Source organism: Streptomyces cyaneofuscatus (assembly GCF_000718135.1).
Lineage (GTDB): Bacteria > Actinomycetota > Actinomycetes > Streptomycetales > Streptomycetaceae > Streptomyces > Streptomyces cyaneofuscatus.
This window is the reverse complement of sequence record NZ_JOEM01000010.1, coordinates 181,471-197,175: the sequence shown is the minus strand read 5'-3', so window position 1 is coordinate 197,175 and position 15,705 is coordinate 181,471. Positions and strand designations below refer to the sequence as shown.

The 15,705-nt window shown below is 72.1% G+C and carries 10 protein-coding genes; 6 read left to right on the top strand and 4 right to left on the bottom strand.

What is annotated here, in order from left to right; all coding sequences use genetic code 11:
* Positions 1-38: 38 nt before the first annotated feature.
* The gene (locus IF17_RS0119155; RefSeq protein ID WP_030567535.1) at positions 39-1,133 is read left to right on the top strand and encodes an NAD(P)-binding domain-containing protein; all 1,095 of its coding nucleotides are present in this window, start codon (positions 39-41) and stop codon (positions 1,131-1,133) included.
* Positions 1,134-1,145: 12 nt separating this feature from the next.
* On the opposite strand, the gene mltG is transcribed toward IF17_RS0119155, so the two are convergent.
* The 3 genes from mltG to IF17_RS0119140 form a co-directional block, all read right to left on the bottom strand.
* On the bottom strand, positions 1,146-2,003 hold the full coding sequence (mltG, locus tag IF17_RS0119150; protein ID WP_030567533.1) for an endolytic transglycosylase MltG: 858 nt from the start codon (positions 2,001-2,003) through the stop codon (positions 1,146-1,148).
* Positions 2,004-2,413: 410 nt separating this feature from the next.
* Entirely contained in the window at positions 2,414-3,025 is a 612-nt protein-coding gene (locus tag IF17_RS0119145; RefSeq protein WP_030567532.1) for a hypothetical protein, read from the bottom strand.
* A 68-nt stretch (positions 3,026-3,093) separates the two neighbouring features.
* Positions 3,094-4,929, bottom strand: a complete 1,836-nt coding sequence (locus tag IF17_RS0119140) for an ABC transporter ATP-binding protein (RefSeq protein WP_030567530.1) — start codon at positions 4,927-4,929, stop codon at positions 3,094-3,096.
* Positions 4,930-5,035: 106 nt separating this feature from the next.
* Here IF17_RS0119140 and IF17_RS01000000136560 point away from each other — a divergent pair, with 106 nt between their 5' ends.
* From IF17_RS01000000136560 to IF17_RS0119115, 5 genes are all read left to right on the top strand, one after another.
* Positions 5,036-5,563 carry a MarR family winged helix-turn-helix transcriptional regulator gene (locus IF17_RS01000000136560; protein ID WP_030567528.1) on the top strand — a complete coding sequence of 176 codons (528 nt, stop codon included), beginning with the start codon at positions 5,036-5,038 and terminating at the stop codon, positions 5,561-5,563.
* Between the two features lie 12 nt (positions 5,564-5,575).
* A complete protein-coding gene (locus IF17_RS0119130) occupies positions 5,576-8,521 on the top strand; it encodes an FAD-binding and (Fe-S)-binding domain-containing protein (RefSeq protein WP_030567526.1) in 2,946 nt (981 codons plus the stop codon).
* Between the two features lie 245 nt (positions 8,522-8,766).
* A complete protein-coding gene (locus IF17_RS0119125) occupies positions 8,767-10,266 on the top strand; it encodes a Gfo/Idh/MocA family protein (RefSeq protein ID WP_030567524.1) in 1,500 nt (499 codons plus the stop codon).
* 166 nt (positions 10,267-10,432) lie between these two features.
* Complete coding sequence (locus tag IF17_RS0119120; RefSeq protein WP_030567522.1) at positions 10,433-12,271, top strand: ABC transporter transmembrane domain-containing protein; 1,839 nt, start codon at positions 10,433-10,435, stop codon at positions 12,269-12,271.
* Positions 12,268-14,049 carry an ABC transporter ATP-binding protein gene (locus IF17_RS0119115; RefSeq protein WP_030567521.1) on the top strand — a complete coding sequence of 594 codons (1,782 nt, stop codon included), beginning with the start codon at positions 12,268-12,270 and terminating at the stop codon, positions 14,047-14,049. Before IF17_RS0119120 ends, IF17_RS0119115 begins: the two co-directional genes overlap by 4 nt.
* A 15-nt stretch (positions 14,050-14,064) precedes the next feature.
* Here the strand turns inward: IF17_RS0119115 and IF17_RS0119110 are convergent, their stop codons facing one another.
* Positions 14,065-15,603 carry a fused MFS/spermidine synthase gene (locus IF17_RS0119110; protein ID WP_030567519.1) on the bottom strand — a complete coding sequence of 513 codons (1,539 nt, stop codon included), beginning with the start codon at positions 15,601-15,603 and terminating at the stop codon, positions 14,065-14,067.
* Positions 15,604-15,705: the final 102 nt, after the last annotated feature.

The following is a 15,705-nucleotide window of genomic DNA, read 5'->3' as shown; positions in this document are numbered from 1 at the left end:
GCGCCCCACGAGTTAGTAGAAACGTGAACATTACTGGGGTGCGCGAGCTGGACGTGGTCGTGATCGGCGCCGGGCAGGCGGGGCTCTCCGCCGCCCACCACCTGCGCCGCGTCGGTCTGGAGCCGGACCGCGATTTCGTGGTCCTGGACCACGCACCCCGGCCGGGCGGCGCCTGGCAGTTCCGCTGGCCCTCGCTCACGTACGGCAAGGTCCACGGGATGCACGCGCTGCCGGGCATGGAGCTGACCGGCGCCGACCCCGACCGGCCCTCGTCCGAGGTGATCGGCGCGTACTTCTCGGCGTACGAGGAGCGCTTCGAGCTGCGGGTCCACCGGCCCGTCGAGGTGAGTGCCGTACGTGAGGGAAGTGGCGGGCGGCTGCTCGTGGAGACGTCCGAGGGTACGTACGCCCCTCGCGCGCTGATCAACGCGACCGGCACCTGGGACCGGCCCTTCTGGCCGCGCTACCCCGGGCAGGAGACGTTCCGGGGGCGGCAGTTGCACACGGCGAACTACCCGGGGCCCGAGGAGTTCGCGGGGCGGCGCGTCGTCGTGGTCGGGGGCGGCGCCTCCGGTACGCAGCACCTGATGGAGATCGCCCCGTACGCCGCCGAGACCTTCTGGGTGACCCGGCGGGAGCCGGTCTTCCGCGACGAGCCGTTCACCGAGGAGTGGGGGCGGGCGGCGGTGGCGATGGTGGAGGAGCGGGTCCGCAACGGGCTGCCGCCGCAGAGCGTGGTGTCCGTGACCGGGCTGCCCGTCACCGACGCGGTGCGGCGCGCCCGGGAGCAGGGGGTGCTGGACCGGCTGCCGATGTTCGACCGGATCACCCCGACCGGGGTGGCCTGGGACGACGGCCGGAGCGTCGAGGCGGACGTGATCCTCTGGGCGACCGGCTTCCGGCCCGCGGTGGACCACCTGGCGCCGCTGAAGCTGCGCGAGCCGGGCGGCGGCATCCGGGCGGAGAACACCCGTGCGGTACGGGACCGCCGCGTCCATCTCGTCGGGTACGGGCCGTCCGCCAGCACCATCGGCGCCAACCGGGCGGGACGCACCGCCGTACGCTCGGTGCTGAGGCTGCTGGAGGAGACCGGTGGCCCGGACCGTACGCGAGAGGCGGCAGCGGCACTGTGACGGCTGCTCCGGTCAGCCCGTTGCCGCGCGGCGGTTGCTGTTGAACTCCTCGACATTTTTTTGCTGTTCGTCGTAGCTGTCGGTGAACCGGGTGTCCCCGGGCGCGACCGTGACGAAGTACAGCCAGGGACCGGGCGTCGGGCTGATCGCCGCGCGCAGCGCCTCCTCCCCCGGGTTGCCGATGGGCGTCGGCGGCAGGCCCTTGCGTACGTAGCTGTTGTACGGGCTGTCCAGCTGGGTGTCGGTGGTCGTGGTGTCCAGGGTGGAGCGCTTGAGGGCGTAGTTGATGGTGGAGTCCATCTGCAACGGCATGTCCTTGAGCAGCCGGTTGTAGACGACCCGGGCGACCTTGCCCATGTCGGAGGCGGTGTCCGCCTCGGCCTGGACGATGCTGGCGATCGTGGCGGTCTCGTAGACCGTGACGTTGTTGCGCTGCGCCCCGGCGGTGATGTGGTCCGCCCCGAACCGTTTGCGGGCGGTGTCCGCCATGTAGCGCAGCAGGCCGGCGGGCTTGGTCGCCGAGTCGATCGGATAGGTGGCCGGGAAGAGGTACCCCTCGGGGTTGCCCTCGGCCTGGTCCGGCAGCTCCAGATCGACCGTCCCCGCGGTCTTCTGCGTGGTGCCGGACTTCAGGCCGAGCGCCCGGTCGACGGCGGTGTACACCTGCGAGGCGCGCCAGCCCTCCGGGATCACCAGCGTGCTCTGCGGGCGCTCCTTCTTCTCCTTCTGCTCGTCCGATCCGAACAAGGAGAGCGGGATCAGTACGGCGGCCGACACGACGAGCAGCGCGGCGACGACCAGGACGATCTTTCCGCGGCGGGTCGGGCGGAGTCTGCGACGGGGACGGGCGTCCGGGGACTCGTTCACCATGCGGGCACGTTAACCCGGTCCGCTCCCCCGGGCCGGTAGCCCGGCGGCGGCGTCGGCTCCGGCGACACGAACGCCGTACCGCACGACCAGAACACACGAACAAGGGATCGGGTGTTCGCTGGAACGCGTGATCGTATGGGGATTCGTTGCTGATCTCCTCCGCCGGACGTGATGATTGCAGAGCGCAGTCAACGGGCTGCAGACCGCTACCGCGCACGTCCCACACATGCATCACGCACAAGGAGAAAGACCAGATGAACTTCCTGACCAACCTGCTGGCCGGCATCGTCCACTTCGTGGGTTGGCTCGTCTGACCATCGCTCCGCCCGGCGCCGTCGCTCCCCGTCCCACGGGAGCGGCGGCGCCGCCGCGTGTACGGAGCGGGAGCGCCGTACCGCCCGCGTACGGCGTCAGGCCCGGGCCGCGCCCGGTCCGGCGAAGGGCGGCAGTGCCGTGAAGGCGGGGTCGACCGTCACCGCCTCCGCGAGCACGTCGAGCGTCCGGCGGACCCGGGTGAGCGGGTGGTCCGGGAACTCCGCGTCCCACTGGGCGTGGTCCGCCGCGTGGAAGGGCAGCCCGCCCTGGACCTCGGGGGCGTACGGATGCGGCCGGAAGTAGCTCTCGGGGCCGAGCTTGGCCATCACCACGGCCTCCCGCATGCCGGTCATGCCGCGCTCGGCCGCCTGGATCTTCACCACGGTGCTGCACGTGGCGCGCGGCACGGTGAAGCTGCCGATGAACGCCTGGCCGCTGGGCTGCCCGGGGAGCGGCAGTTTGAGTATCTGGCGCAGGGCGGGCAGCTCGCCGAGCCGCTTCACCGACGCCTCGATGAGGCCGCCGCCCGCTCGCGCCGTGAAGTGCGTCAGACCGTGGCGCAGGGCCGGGCCGTCGTCCAGGGCGGCCGGCAGATCCGGCACCAGGTCGAAGAAGTGCAGCGACAGCACATCGCCGTGGTCGTTCAGCCAGGCGTCGGTGTCGACGGGCCGGTAGCCGGGGAGTTCGACCCCGAGGAGAGCTCTCATGCGCGGCGATCATGCCGTACGGGCCGTGTGCGGGCGGTGCCGGGGTCCCGGCCGCACGCGGTGCGCGGTCAGGGAGCCGGGACCGGGGCCGGGGCCGGGACCGGGACCGGGTGGGAGTCGCGGCGGATCAGGGCGGCGTACCGGCCGTCCCGGTCGAGCAGCTCCTCGTGCGTACCGCGCTCGGCTATGCGGCCGCCGTCCAGGACGACGATCTGGTCCGCGTCGCGGACGGTGGAGAGGCGGTGCGCGATGGTGAGGGTGGTGCGGCCGGCGGAGAGTGCGTCGATCGCTTCCTGCACGGCGTGTTCCGTACGGGTGTCGAGGGCGCTGGTCGCCTCGTCGAGGATCAGCACCGGCGGGTCGCGGAGGATGGTGCGGGCGATGGCCAGGCGCTGCTTCTCGCCGCCCGAGAAGCGGTAGCCGCGCTCGCCGACGAGGGTGTCGTACCCGTCGGGCAGGGAGGCGATGTGATCGTGGATCTGCGCGGCGCGGGCCGCGGCCTCGATCTCCTCGTCGGTGGCCTCCGGCTTGGCGAAGCGCAGGTTGTCGGCGACGGAGGCATGGAAGAGGTAGGTCTCCTGGGAGACCACGCCGACCGCCCGGGCCAGGGTGTCGAAGTCCAGGTCGCGGACGTCGGTCCCGTCGAGCGTGACCCGGCCGCCGGTGACGTCGTAGAGCCGGGGCACGAGATAGCTGAGCGTGGACTTGCCGGAGCCGGTGGAGCCGACGACCGCCAGGCTGGTGCCCGCGGGGACGGTCACGTCGATGGCGCTCAGCGTGGGGGCACCGTCGGCGTCGTAGCTGAAGTCGACGTTCTCGAAGGCGATCTCGCCGCGGATCTTCTCCAGCCGGACGGGCTTCTCCGGCTCGGTGATGTCCACCGTGAGGTCGAGGTACTCGAAGATCCGCTGGAAGAGGGCGAGGGAGGTCTGCATCTGCACGCCGGTGGAGAGCAGGCTGACCGCCGGGCGGAAGAGGCCCTGCTGGAGGGTGACAAAGGCGACGAGTGTGCCGATGGAGACGGCGGTGCCCCCGGGCTGGATGATGAGGCCGGCCACCCAGTAGATGACGGCGGGCATGGCGGCCATCACGATGCCGATGACGGACATCCGCCAGCGGCCCGCCATGCTGGAGCGCACTTCCAGGTCGACCAGGCGCTCGGACTCCTCGGTGAACCCCTGGGTGAGGGAGTCGGAGCGGCCCATCGTGCGGCCGAGGAGGATGCCGCTGACCGAGAGGGACTCGGTCACCGTGGCGGCCATGGCGGCCATCTGCTTCTGGCGCTGGGTGGTGATCCTCTTCCGCTCCCGGCCGACGCGGCGGCTGATCGCGACGAACACCGGCAGCAGGAGCAGCGAGACGACGGTGAGGCGCCAGTCGAGCGCGAGCATGGCGACGACGGTGGCGATGACGGCCGTGAGGTTGGAGACGAGCGAGGTGGCGGTGGAGGTGACCGTCGCCTGCATGCCGCCGATGTCGTTGGCGATGCGGGACTGGACCTCGCCCGTGCGGGTCCGGGTGAAGAAGGCGAGCGGCATCCGCTGGAGCTGGGTGTACACGGCGGTGCGCAGGTCGTGCATGACGCGCTGGCCGACGGTCGTCGAGATCAAGGTCTGCAGAACGCCGAAGACGCTGTTCATCACGGCGGTGAGGATCATGCCGAGGGCGAGCAGGGTCAGCAGTCCGGTACGTCCCTGGGGGATCGCGGTGTCCAGGATCTCGCGCAGCAGGAACGGGGAGGCGACCGACACCAGGGAGGAGGCGCCGACCAGCAGGCCGACCACGGCGAGCCGGCCGCGGTAGGGATGGAAGAGGCGGAGGATGCGGCGCACCTCGCCGGGCGGCCGGCCGGAGGCGGCGCGGGCATCGGGAGGGGGCGTCCACGTGAGTGCGTCGGGTTTCATGGGCTCCTTCGTGGGGCGTGAGGAACGGCCGGACGTGTCCGGCGTTCAGAGCTTAGCTCATTGTTACCTATACTCACAATGAACGGGGTCCTGATATTGTTCCCGTATGGACGCCTCAGATTCCTCCGACGCCGATGCCACGGATGCGGCAGCCGCCGCCCAGCGCTCCCCCGACCATCACCGGGACCGGGATCATGACCGCGACTCCGACGGCGTGCTCGCCGAGCAACTGCTGCGGCTGACCCGCCGGCTGCACCGCATCCAGAGCCGTCAGCTGGAGCCGATCGGCATCACCCCGGCCCAGTTCCGGCTGCTGCGGACCGTCGCGAGTTACGACGCGGCCCCCCGGATGGCCGATCTCGCCCAACGCCTGGATGTCGTCCCGCGCGCCGTGACGACGCTGGTCGACGCCCTGGAGGCGAGCGGGCGGGTCCGCCGCGCCCCGGACCCGGACAGCCGCCGGGTGGTCCGCATCGAGATCACCGACGAGGGGCGCGCCACGCTGCGCTCCCTGCGCAACGCGCGCCGGGCGGCCGCGGAGGAGATCCTGGCTCCACTGACCGCCGGCCAGCGCGAGGTGCTGGGTGAGCTGCTCTCCGCTCTGGTCGACGGGATGCCGGAGCGCCGCTGCTGAGAGGACGCCGACATGCCGCTGCTGGAGCCCGACCCGGAAGCCCTCCGCCCCGGTACGGCACGCACACCCGCCCCCGACCGGGTCACCGACGGGAGCGCGGCCGGGACCCCGGAGCCCCTGCGCTCCGAGCTGACCGCCCTGCTCGGCGCGGACAAGGTGCTCTGGAAGATCTCCGACCTCGTGCGGTACGCCTCCGACGCCAGCCCGTACCGCTTCCTCCCCCGGGTCGTGCTGGTCCCCGAGGATCTCGACGACGTCTCCGCGATCCTGTCGTACGCCCACGGCAAGGGCCGCGAGGTCGTCTTCCGGGCGGCGGGCACCAGCCTCAACGGCCAGGCGCAGGGCGAGGACATCCTCGTCGACGTACGCCGTCACTGGACGGGGGTCGAGGTGCTGGACGACGGGGCGCGGGCCCGCATCCGGCCCGGCACCACCGTCCTGCGGGCCAACGCCACGCTCGCCCGGTACGGCAGGCTGCTGGGCCCCGACCCTGCGAGCGCCATCGCCTGCACCGTCGGCGGGGTCGTCGCCAACAACGCCTCGGGCATGACGGCGGGCACCACCCGCAACTCCTACCGCACGCTCACCTCCCTCACCTTCGTCCTGCCGAGCGGCACCGTCGTCGACACCGCCGACCCCGCCGCCGACGAGGCGCTGGCCCACGCGGAGCCGCAGCTGTGCGCCGGGCTGCTGGAGCTCAAGGCGGAGATCGAGGCGGACGAGGAGCTGACGGCCCGCATCCGTACCAAGTACGCGATCAAGAACACCAACGGCTACCGCCTCGACGCCTTCCTCGACGGCTCGACCCCGGTGCAGATCCTGCGCGGTCTCATGGTCGGCTCCGAGGGGACGTTCGGCTTCATCTCCGAGACCGTCTTCGACACCCTGCCGCTGGACCGGCGCATCACCAGCGCCCTGCTCTTCTTCCCCTCCCTCACCGCCGCCGCTGCCGCCGTCCCCCGGTTCAACGAGGCCGGGGCCATCGCGGTGGAGCTGATGGACGGCAACACCCTGCGGGCCTCGGTGAGTGTGCAGGGCGTTCCGGCGGACTGGGCGGCGCTGCCCCGGGAGACGGCCGCGCTGCTGGTCGAGTTCCGCGCCCCGGACGAGGCCGGTCAGGAGGCGTTCGAGGAGGCCGCCGCCGAGGTGATGCGGGGACTGGACCTGGTGGTTCCGGCCGCTTCCGTCACCAACACGTTCACCCGGGACGCGGGGACGATCGCCGGGTACTGGAAGGCCCGCAAGGCGTTCGTGACGGCGGTCGGCGGCTCCCGCCCCTCGGGTACGACGCTGATCACCGAGGACTTCGCCGTCCCGCCGGACCGGCTGGCCGATGCCTGCGAGGCGCTGCTTGAGCTCCAGTCCCGCCATGGCTTCGACGCGGCCGTGGCCGGTCACGCGGCCCACGGCAACCTGCACTTCCTGCTCGCCTTCGACGCGGCGCGCCCCGATGACGTCGAGCGGTACGACGCGTTCATGCAGGAGTTCTGCGCGCTGGTCGTGGACCGTTTCGACGGGTCCCTCAAGGCCGAACACGCCACCGGCCGCAACATCGCGCCCTTCCTGGAGCGCGAGTGGGGTCCTCGGGCGACCGAGCTGATGTGGCGGACGAAGCAGGTCATCGACCCCGAGGGGGTGCTCGCTCCGCGCATCGTCCTCGACCGGGATCCGCGGGCCCATCTGCGCGGGCTGAAGACCATTCCGAAGGTGGAGGCGGTCGCCGACCCGTGCATCGAGTGCGGCTTCTGCGAACCCACCTGCCCCAGCGAGGATCTGACGACCACTCCGCGCCAGCGCATCGTGCTGCGCCGCGAGATGATGCGCCAGACGGACGGCTCCCCGGTGGAGGCCGGACTCCTCGACGCCTACGGGTACGACGCGGTGGACACCTGCGCCGGGGACTCCACCTGCAAGCTCGCCTGCCCGGTCGGCATCGACACCGGGGCGATGATGAAGGGGTTCCGGCACCTGCGGCACACCCCGCGCGAGGAGCGGATCGCCGCGCTCACCGTGAAGAACTTCCGGGTGGTGGAGGCCTCGGCGCGGCTCGCCGTGGCGGCGGGCAACGCCATCGGGGAGCGGGGCGGGGACCGGCTGCTGGAGTCGGTGACACGGCTCGCCCGCAGGGCCGTACGCCCCGATCTCGTACCGGAGTGGCTGCCTCAGCTCCCCGGGGCCGCCGCCCGGGAGCTGCCCCGTACCGCACGGGTGGGGGCGAGCGCGGTGTACTACCCGGCCTGCGTCAACCGCATCTTCGCAGGACCGGAGAGCCCGGCCGGCACCTCTCTGGCCGAGGCCGTGGTGGCCGTCTCCGAACGGGCCGGGAAGCCGGTGTGGATCCCCGAGGACGTGGCGGGGACGTGCTGCGCGACGATCTGGCACTCCAAGGGGTACGACGCGGGCAACAGGATCATGGCGAACCGCATCGTCGAGGCGGCCTGGGGCTGGACGGCGGGCGGGGCCCTGCCGCTGGTCGTCGACGCGTCGTCCTGCACGCTCGGCATCGCCGAGGAGGTCGTGCCCTACCTCACCGAGGACAACCGGGCCCTGCACCGCGAACTCACCGTCGTGGACTCGCTGGTGTGGGCGGCCGACGAGCTGCTGCCGGAGCTGACGGTTTCCGCGAGGACCGGATCGGCCGTCGTCCATCCGACGTGCTCCATGGAACATTTGGGCGACACCGAGCAGTTGCGGGTGCTGGCCGAGGCCTTCGCCGACGAGGTGACCGTGCCGGACGACGCCGGATGCTGCGCGTTCGCGGGCGACCGGGGCATGCTGCACAAGGAGTTGACCGATACGGCCACGGAGAAGGAGGCGGCCGAGGTCAACTCCCGTACGTATGACGCCTATCTGTCGGCCAACCGCATGTGTGAGATCGGTATGGAGCGGGCCACCGGACACCCCTACCGCTCGGCCCTGATCGAGCTGGAGCGCGCCACCCGGCCGCCGGGCCGCTGAGCCTCCGCAGGACCCGTCCGAGCCCAGGTCAGAGGCCTCAACTGGTTGAACCAGTTGGGGCCTTCGCATGCCAGGAAGAAAAGTCCATGGTTTGAGGACAAGAGTCCAATTGGCTCTCTTGCGCACCATCAGCATCACCGTCCAGGGTCCTACCGAGGCCCGGTCCCGGGGTCCGTTCACACCCGTACGGGACCCGGGCCCCGCTCGCGCACGTCCAGAACCCCCACACCCCACCTGGAGGCTCGATGAACGACGACGCCCGGCCCGGACAGGCACCGCAGGACCTCCCCCCGCACCACTCCGGCGACGACACCGGCCGGCCGGACCGGCAGGATCCCAGCCGCCGTTCGGTCCTGTGGACCACGGCGGGCGTGGCCGGCGCCGGACTCGGCCTGAGCGCCCTCACGGGAGGCACCGCGTCGGCCGCCGGAGCCGTGACGCCGGAAGCAGCGGGAGCGGCGGAAGCCGTGGAGGCCGCGACAGCCGTCCCCGCCCGCCAGGGCCGCACCATGGCCGACGTCCCCTTCGACCGGCGCTCGACCGTCCGGGTCGGCATCGTGGGCCTCGGCAACCGGGGCGACAGCATGATCGACCTCTTCCTCGCCGTCCCCGGCGTCCGGGTCGTGGCGGTCTGCGACCCGGTCCGGGAGAAGACGGAGAAGGCCGCCGCCAAGGTGACCGCCGCCGGGCAGCCCGCCCCCGCGGTCTACGCCAAGGGCGAGGACGACTACGTCAACCTCTGCCGGCGCGGGGACATCGACTTCGTCTATGTGGCCACGCCCTGGGAACTGCACTTCCCAATGGCGAAGGCGGCGATGCTCAACGGGAAGCACGTCGGCGTGGAGTGCCCGATCGCGATGCGGCTGGAGGAGCTCTGGCAGCTCGTCGACCTCTCCGAGCGCACCCGGCGCCACTGCATGCAGCTGGAGAACTGTTGTTACGGCAAGAACGAGATGCGGGTCCTCCGGATGGCGCACGCGGGCCTCTTCGGGGACCTGCTGCACGGCGCGGGGGCGTACAACCACGACCTGCGGGAGCTGATGTTCGACCCCGACTACTACGAGGGCCCCTGGCGGCGGCTCTGGCACACCAAGCTGCGCGGCGACCTCTACCCCAACCACGGGTTCGGTCCGGTCGCCAACTACATGGACGTCAACCGGGGTGACCGTGCCGTCTCCATCACCAGCATCGGCACGCCCGCCCTCGGCCTCGCCGCGTACCGCAAGGAGCACATGCCGGCGGGCGACCCAAGCTGGAAGGAGTCGTACATCGGCGCCGACCGGACGATCAGCCTGATCCAGACGGCCAAGGGCCGGGTGATCCGGCTGGAGCACGATGTGTCGAGCCCGCACCCGTACTCCCGTATCAACAGCCTGGGCGGTACCCGGGGCGTCTTCGAGGACTACCCGGAGCGGATCTACCTGGAGCCCGCGAACACCAACCACCAGTGGGACGACTTCAAGAAGTACGCCGAGTGGGACCACTGGCTCTGGAAGGAACACGCCAATCCGCCGGGCGGCCATGGCGGGATGGACTACATCATGATCTTCCGGCTGATGCAGTGCATGCGGCTCGGACTGGTCCCGGACTTCGACGTGTACGACGCGGCCGTCTGGACGGCCCCCGTGCCGCTGAGCCACCTCTCGATCAAGGCCAAGGGCGCCCCGCTCCCCATACCGGACTTCACCCGGGGGGCGTGGAAGAAGGCCAGGTCCGGGATGGACTCGGAGAAGCCGGCCGCGTGACGGCGGCGGGGTCCCGTGCGGCTCGGCACGGGACCCCGGGGGCGGCCGCCGCCGCGGAGAAAACCGGTTGCCTCGGAGGGGGGCGGGAAGCGAACCTTGCACGGTTTGGTCACCCCGTAACTCCGAGGCCCGCACGGGCCTCGCGCATACCGAGCCCTGGGACGTCATGCAGATTCGCGATCTTCCGTATTCGGATCCCGGCGACCCCGATGTACGGTCGGGCCCCCGCTTCCTGTACTGGCTCGGGCGCAACCAGCTCGGCGGACAGCTCAAGTCACTCGGCTGGGGCCTGCTCCACCAGCTGAGCATCGCCGGGCTCCCGGTCACCGTCGGCGTCGCCGTCCAGGCCGTCATCGAACGCTCCGGCGCACGCCTGGCGCTGGCCGGCGGTCTGATCGTGGCCCTGGGCGTCCTGATCGCGGTGGGCGACACCATGCTCCACCGGACCGCCGTCACCAACTGGATCACCGCCGCCGCCCGGGTGCAGCAGCTCCTGGCGCGCAAGACCGCCGAGCTGGGCGCAGCCCTGACCCGACGGGTCGCCGCCGGTGAGGTCGTCGCCGTCTCCACCGGTGACGTGGAGAAGATCGGCTGGTTCGTCGAGGCGCTCTCGCGCTTCCTGGCCGCCGCCATCGCGCTCGTCGTGGTCTGCGTGGGGCTGGTCATCTACCTCCCGACCCTCGGCGTCCTGGTGGCCGTCGCCATGCCGGTGCTGGCCCTGGCCGTGCTGCCGCTGCTCCCCCGCGCCACCCGGCGCGCCGACGAGCAGCGCGAGAAGGCGGGCAAGGCGACCGAGCTCGCTTCGGACACCGTGGCCGGACTGCGGGTGCTGCGCGGCATCGGCGGCGAGGAGCTGTTCCTCGGCCGCTACCGCCGCGCCTCCCAGGAGGTCCGCAAGGCGGCCGTGCGCAGTGCCAGGATGTGGGCGCTGATCTCGGCGGTGCAGGTGCTCCTGCCGGGCATCCTGCTGATCTCCCTGGTCTGGTACGGGGCGACGCTGGCGCGGGAGGGCCGCATCGACGTGGGCCAACTGGTCACGGTCTACAGCGCGGCCACCCTGATGCTTTTCCCCTTGCGTCACTTCGAAGAGATCGCCATGGCCTACTCCTTCTCGCGGCCGTCCGCACAGCGCGCCGTACGGGTGCTGTCGCTGCGCCGCAGCGACCGGACGGCCACGGAGGCGGGCGTTCCGTCGGGCGACCTGTACGACCCCGCCACCGGGCTGATGGCCCACCGGGGTCAGTTCACCGCGGTCGTCTGCGGCGACCCGGACGAGGCGGGACGGCTGGCCGAACGGCTGGGCGGCCATGCGCAGACCGGGGAAGACGACACCGAGGCGGCGAAGAGGGAGCCATCGGTCCTGCTCGGCGCCGTCGCGCTGGACGAGCTTCCGCTGGACACCGCCCGGACCGCCGTCCTGGTCCAGGACAAGGACCCGGTGCTGCTCTCCGGCACGCTCCAGGAGCTGCTGGACGTACCGTCCTCGGGCCTGGTCACCGCCGAGGAGGCGCTGGAGGCCGCGCAGTGCGGGGACGTGCTCGCCGCCCTGGCCCAGGCCTCGCCCGACAACGACGGGGACCCGATGCGGACCCGGATCACCGAGCGGGGCAGGTCGCTCTCCGGCGGTCAGCGCCAGCGGCTCGCACTGGCCCGGTCGCTGATCACGGACCCGGAGGCGCTGGTTCTGGACGAGCCGACCTCCGCCGTCGACTCGCACACCGAGGCGCGCGTCGCCGCCGGGGTCGCGGGGCTGCGCCGGGGCCGTACGACGGTCGCGTTCGCCTCCTCCCCGCTGCTGCTGGACGTCGCCGACCGGGTCGTCCTGGTCCACGAGGGCAGCGTGGTCGCCGCGGGCACCCACCGCGACCTGCTGCGCTCCGAACCGCGCTACCGGGCGGTCGTCACCCGCGAGACCGACGAGGAAACGGCGGCGAACGGCTTGCCGGACGACGTCACCGTCCCCGCCATGGACAACAGCACCCAGGAAATCGAGGAGAGGGCATGATCGGCGTCGCACCCCCGGCGTACGACCCGGCCGCCCCGGAGTCGGCCACCACCCTGCCCGTGGGCACCCCCACGACCGTACGGAGCTACGTACGGGATCTGCTGCGGCGTCACCGCAAGGCCTTCGCCCTCCTGATCGGCGCCAACGCGGTGGCGGTCATCGCGTCGATCGCCGGACCGTATCTGCTCGGCGGGCTGGTCGAGGACCTCTCGAACGGGGTCGCCGACCTCCATCTGGAGCGCACGGCGGCCATCTTCGCCGTCGCGCTGGTGATCCAGACGGTGTTCACCCGGTCCATGCGGCTGCGCGGAGCGATGCTGGGCGAGGAGATGCTCGCCGATCTGCGCGAGGACTTCCTCGTACGGTCCGTGGGGCTGCCGCCCGGGGTCCTGGAGCGCGCCGGGACGGGCGATCTGCTCTCCCGGATCACCACGGACATCGACCGGCTGGCCAACGCGATGCGCGAGGCCGTGCCGCAGCTGGCGATCGGCGTCGTCTGGGCCGGGCTGCTGCTCGGCGCGCTCACCGTGACCGCTCCCCCGCTGGCGCTGGCCGTGGTGATCGCGCTGCCGGTGCTGATCATCGGCTGCCGCTGGTACTTCCGGCGCGCGCCCTCGGCGTACCGCTCGGAGGCCGCCGGTTACGCGGCCGTCGCCGCCATGCTCGCCGAGACCGTGGACGCCGGGCGAACCGTGGAGGCGCACCGCCTCGGCGCCCGCCGGGTCGCGCTGTCGGACCGGCGGATCACCGAGTGGACGGCGTGGGAGCGGTACACGCTGTTCCTGCGCTCGGTCCTCTTCCCCGTCATCAACGCGACGTACGTGACCATCCTCGGCGCGGTCCTGCTGCTCGGCGGCTGGTTCGTGCTGGAGGGCTGGCTGACGGTCGGGCAGCTGACCACGGGCGCACTGCTGGCCCAGATGATGGTCGACCCGATCGGCCTCATCCTGCGCTGGTACGACGAACTCCAGGTGGCCCAGGTGTCGTTGGCGCGGCTGGTCGGCGTACGGGAGATCGAGCCGGACGCCGGTGACGCGGAGGTCGGGCCGGACGGCCGGGACGTACGGGCGGACGAGGTGCGGTTCGGGTACCGGGAGGGCGTCGACGTCCTGCACCAGGTGTCGCTGGACGTGGCTCCGGGGACGCGGCTCGCCCTGGTCGGGCCCTCGGGTGCGGGCAAGTCGACGCTGGGGCGGCTGCTGGCCGGGATCTACGCTCCGCGCACCGGAGAGGTGACCCTCGGCGGGGCCGAGCTGTCGCGGATGACGGCGGAGCGGGTCCGGGAGCATGTCGCCCTGGTCAACCAGGAGCACCACGTCTTCGTCGGCTCGCTGCGGGACAACCTGCTGCTGGCCCGAGAGGGTGCGCAGGATGCCGAGCTGTGGGCCTCGCTGGCCGCGGTCGACGCGGACGGCTGGGCGAAGGGCCTGGACAAGGGGCTGGACACGGAGGTCGGTTCGGGCGGGTTCGCGCTGACCCCGGCACAGGCGCAGCAGATCGCGCTGGCCCGCCTCGTGCTGGCCGACCCGCACACGCTGGTGCTGGACGAGGCGACCTCTCTGCTGGACCCGCGGGCCGCCCGCCACCTGGAGCGTTCACTGGCCCGGGTGCTGGAGGGCCGTACGGTCGTGGCGATCGCACACCGCCTGCACACCGCGCACGACGCGGACGTCATCGCGGTGGTGGAGGACGGCCGGATCAGTGAACTGGGCAGCCACGACGAGCTGGTGGCGGCGGACGGCGCGTACGCGGCGCTGTGGCGGTCATGGCACGGGTGAGGGCCCTTAAAGGGTTCACCGGGCCGTTCGGACGGGGTGCGGCTGGAGGAGCTGGTCGACGGGTGCGTGGTCGTCGGTGAGGACGGTGGCGTCGCCGGTCCAGGCGGTGACCGTGTCCCCGGTGGCGATCCTCCAGTCGGTCTCCCGCGTGTCCAGGGCCTCCTGGATCGCGGGCGCGTCGAACGGCCGGTCGGAGGCGAGCAGCACCATGTTGCCGCCCAGCGGGGTCCCGGTCGGGTCGAGGCCGATGTCCACGGGGGCGCCGATGACGGCGACGTGCTCGAAGACCTCGGCGAGCGTGGCGACCTGGGCGCGGGCGAAGGCGAGGCGGCCGTGGTCGATGACGTTGGCCGCGTACAGCCCGTCCTTCTTGAGGGCGCGGTGGACGTCCCGCAGCGCCTCCGTGGTCGTGAGGTGCCACGGCACACTGACACCCCCGAACGCGTCGCCGACGACGAGGTCCCGGCTGTCGGTCTCCAGCCGCTTCAGGCCGAGCCGGGCGTCCTCCACACGGACGTCGATGCCGCTGGAGGCCCCCAGGTTGAGCTGTTCGCGGTCGATGCGGACGACGCCGCCGTCGATCTCGGAGACGAGGCTGCGGGTTCCGGGGCGTGCGGCGGCGAGGTAGCGGGGGAAGGTGAGGCCGCCGCCTCCGATGTGGTGGGCGGCGAGGGGGTCGCCTGCGGGGAACGCGGTGTCGACGACGGACGCGAAGGCGCGTACGTAACCGAACCGGAGGTGCGTCGGGTCCTCGACGTCCACGTACGAGTGGCGCAGGCCGTCCAGGACCAGGGTGCGGCCGGTGGCCCGCTCGGGGTCCGCGACGATCCGGGCGCAGTGGTAGCGGGTCTCCGCGTCACAGCCGCCCGGGGCGAACGCGGTGGCCAGGGAGCCCGCGACGACGGCGGCCAGCGCCACGGCCGAGGCCCGGCGCCAGCGGCGCGCCCGCCAGCCGACCAGCACGGAGCCGATCACCAGCAGGGCGCCCAGGCCGATCAGGATGGAGCTGACCGGCAGCCGAGAGATGAGGACGAAGCCGGTGAGGACGGTCCCGACGATGGCGCCGAAGGTGCCGACGCCGGAGAGCCGTCCCACGACCGTCCCGGTCTCGGCGAGGCTGGTGAGCCGCAGCTTCGTCACGAGCGGGGTCACCGCGGAGAGCAGCGCGCCGGGGACGAGGAGGGTCCCCGCCGCGACCAGCAGGAGCGCCGGAGCCGCCCACTCCGCGGTGGTGCGCAGGAGGAGCGGGGTGAGCGCGACGACGACGCCCGCCACGCCGAGCGCGGGGCCGATGAGCCGGTGCGGATCGACCTGGTCGGCGACGCGCCCGCCCAGCCAGGAGCCCAGCGCGATGGCGGTGAGGGCGATGCCGATCACCAGGGTGCTGGTTTCGAGGGTGAGGCCGAGGTAGGGGGCCAGCAGCCGCAGGGCGACGATCTCGACGACCAGGACCGCGGCCGAGGATCCGAACACGAGAACCGCTGCGGCGCGTTGCCCCAGCCCCTGGTCGAGGGGCGGGTCGTCGGCCAAGGGCGGGGAGGACGGTGTGGTCACCGCAGCATCCTCGCATGCGGGCGGGGGAACTCAGGCCGACCGGGAGGCGCTTGGAACCCAGCCACTAAGTTGATTAGTATGCGTGGCCCAGCCTCCGCCCGG

What these genes read in the sequence shown, in the direction of transcription:
- IF17_RS0119140 (WP_030567530.1), bottom strand. Translation starts at nt 4,929, where the DNA reads ATGAAACCCGACGCACTCACGTGGACGCCCCCTCCCGATGCCCGCGCC.
- IF17_RS0119145 (WP_030567532.1), bottom strand. Translation starts at nt 3,025, where the DNA reads ATGAGAGCTCTCCTCGGGGTCGAACTCCCCGGCTACCGGCCCGTCGAC.
- IF17_RS0119130 (WP_030567526.1), top strand. Translation starts at nt 5,576, where the DNA reads ATGCCGCTGCTGGAGCCCGACCCGGAAGCCCTCCGCCCCGGTACGGCA.
- IF17_RS01000000136560 (WP_030567528.1), top strand. Translation starts at nt 5,036, where the DNA reads ATGGACGCCTCAGATTCCTCCGACGCCGATGCCACGGATGCGGCAGCC.
- mltG (WP_030567533.1), bottom strand. Translation starts at nt 2,003, where the DNA reads ATGGTGAACGAGTCCCCGGACGCCCGTCCCCGTCGCAGACTCCGCCCG.
- IF17_RS0119120 (WP_030567522.1), top strand. Translation starts at nt 10,433, where the DNA reads ATGCAGATTCGCGATCTTCCGTATTCGGATCCCGGCGACCCCGATGTA.
- IF17_RS0119125 (WP_030567524.1), top strand. Translation starts at nt 8,767, where the DNA reads ATGAACGACGACGCCCGGCCCGGACAGGCACCGCAGGACCTCCCCCCG.
- IF17_RS0119115 (WP_030567521.1), top strand. Translation starts at nt 12,268, where the DNA reads ATGATCGGCGTCGCACCCCCGGCGTACGACCCGGCCGCCCCGGAGTCG.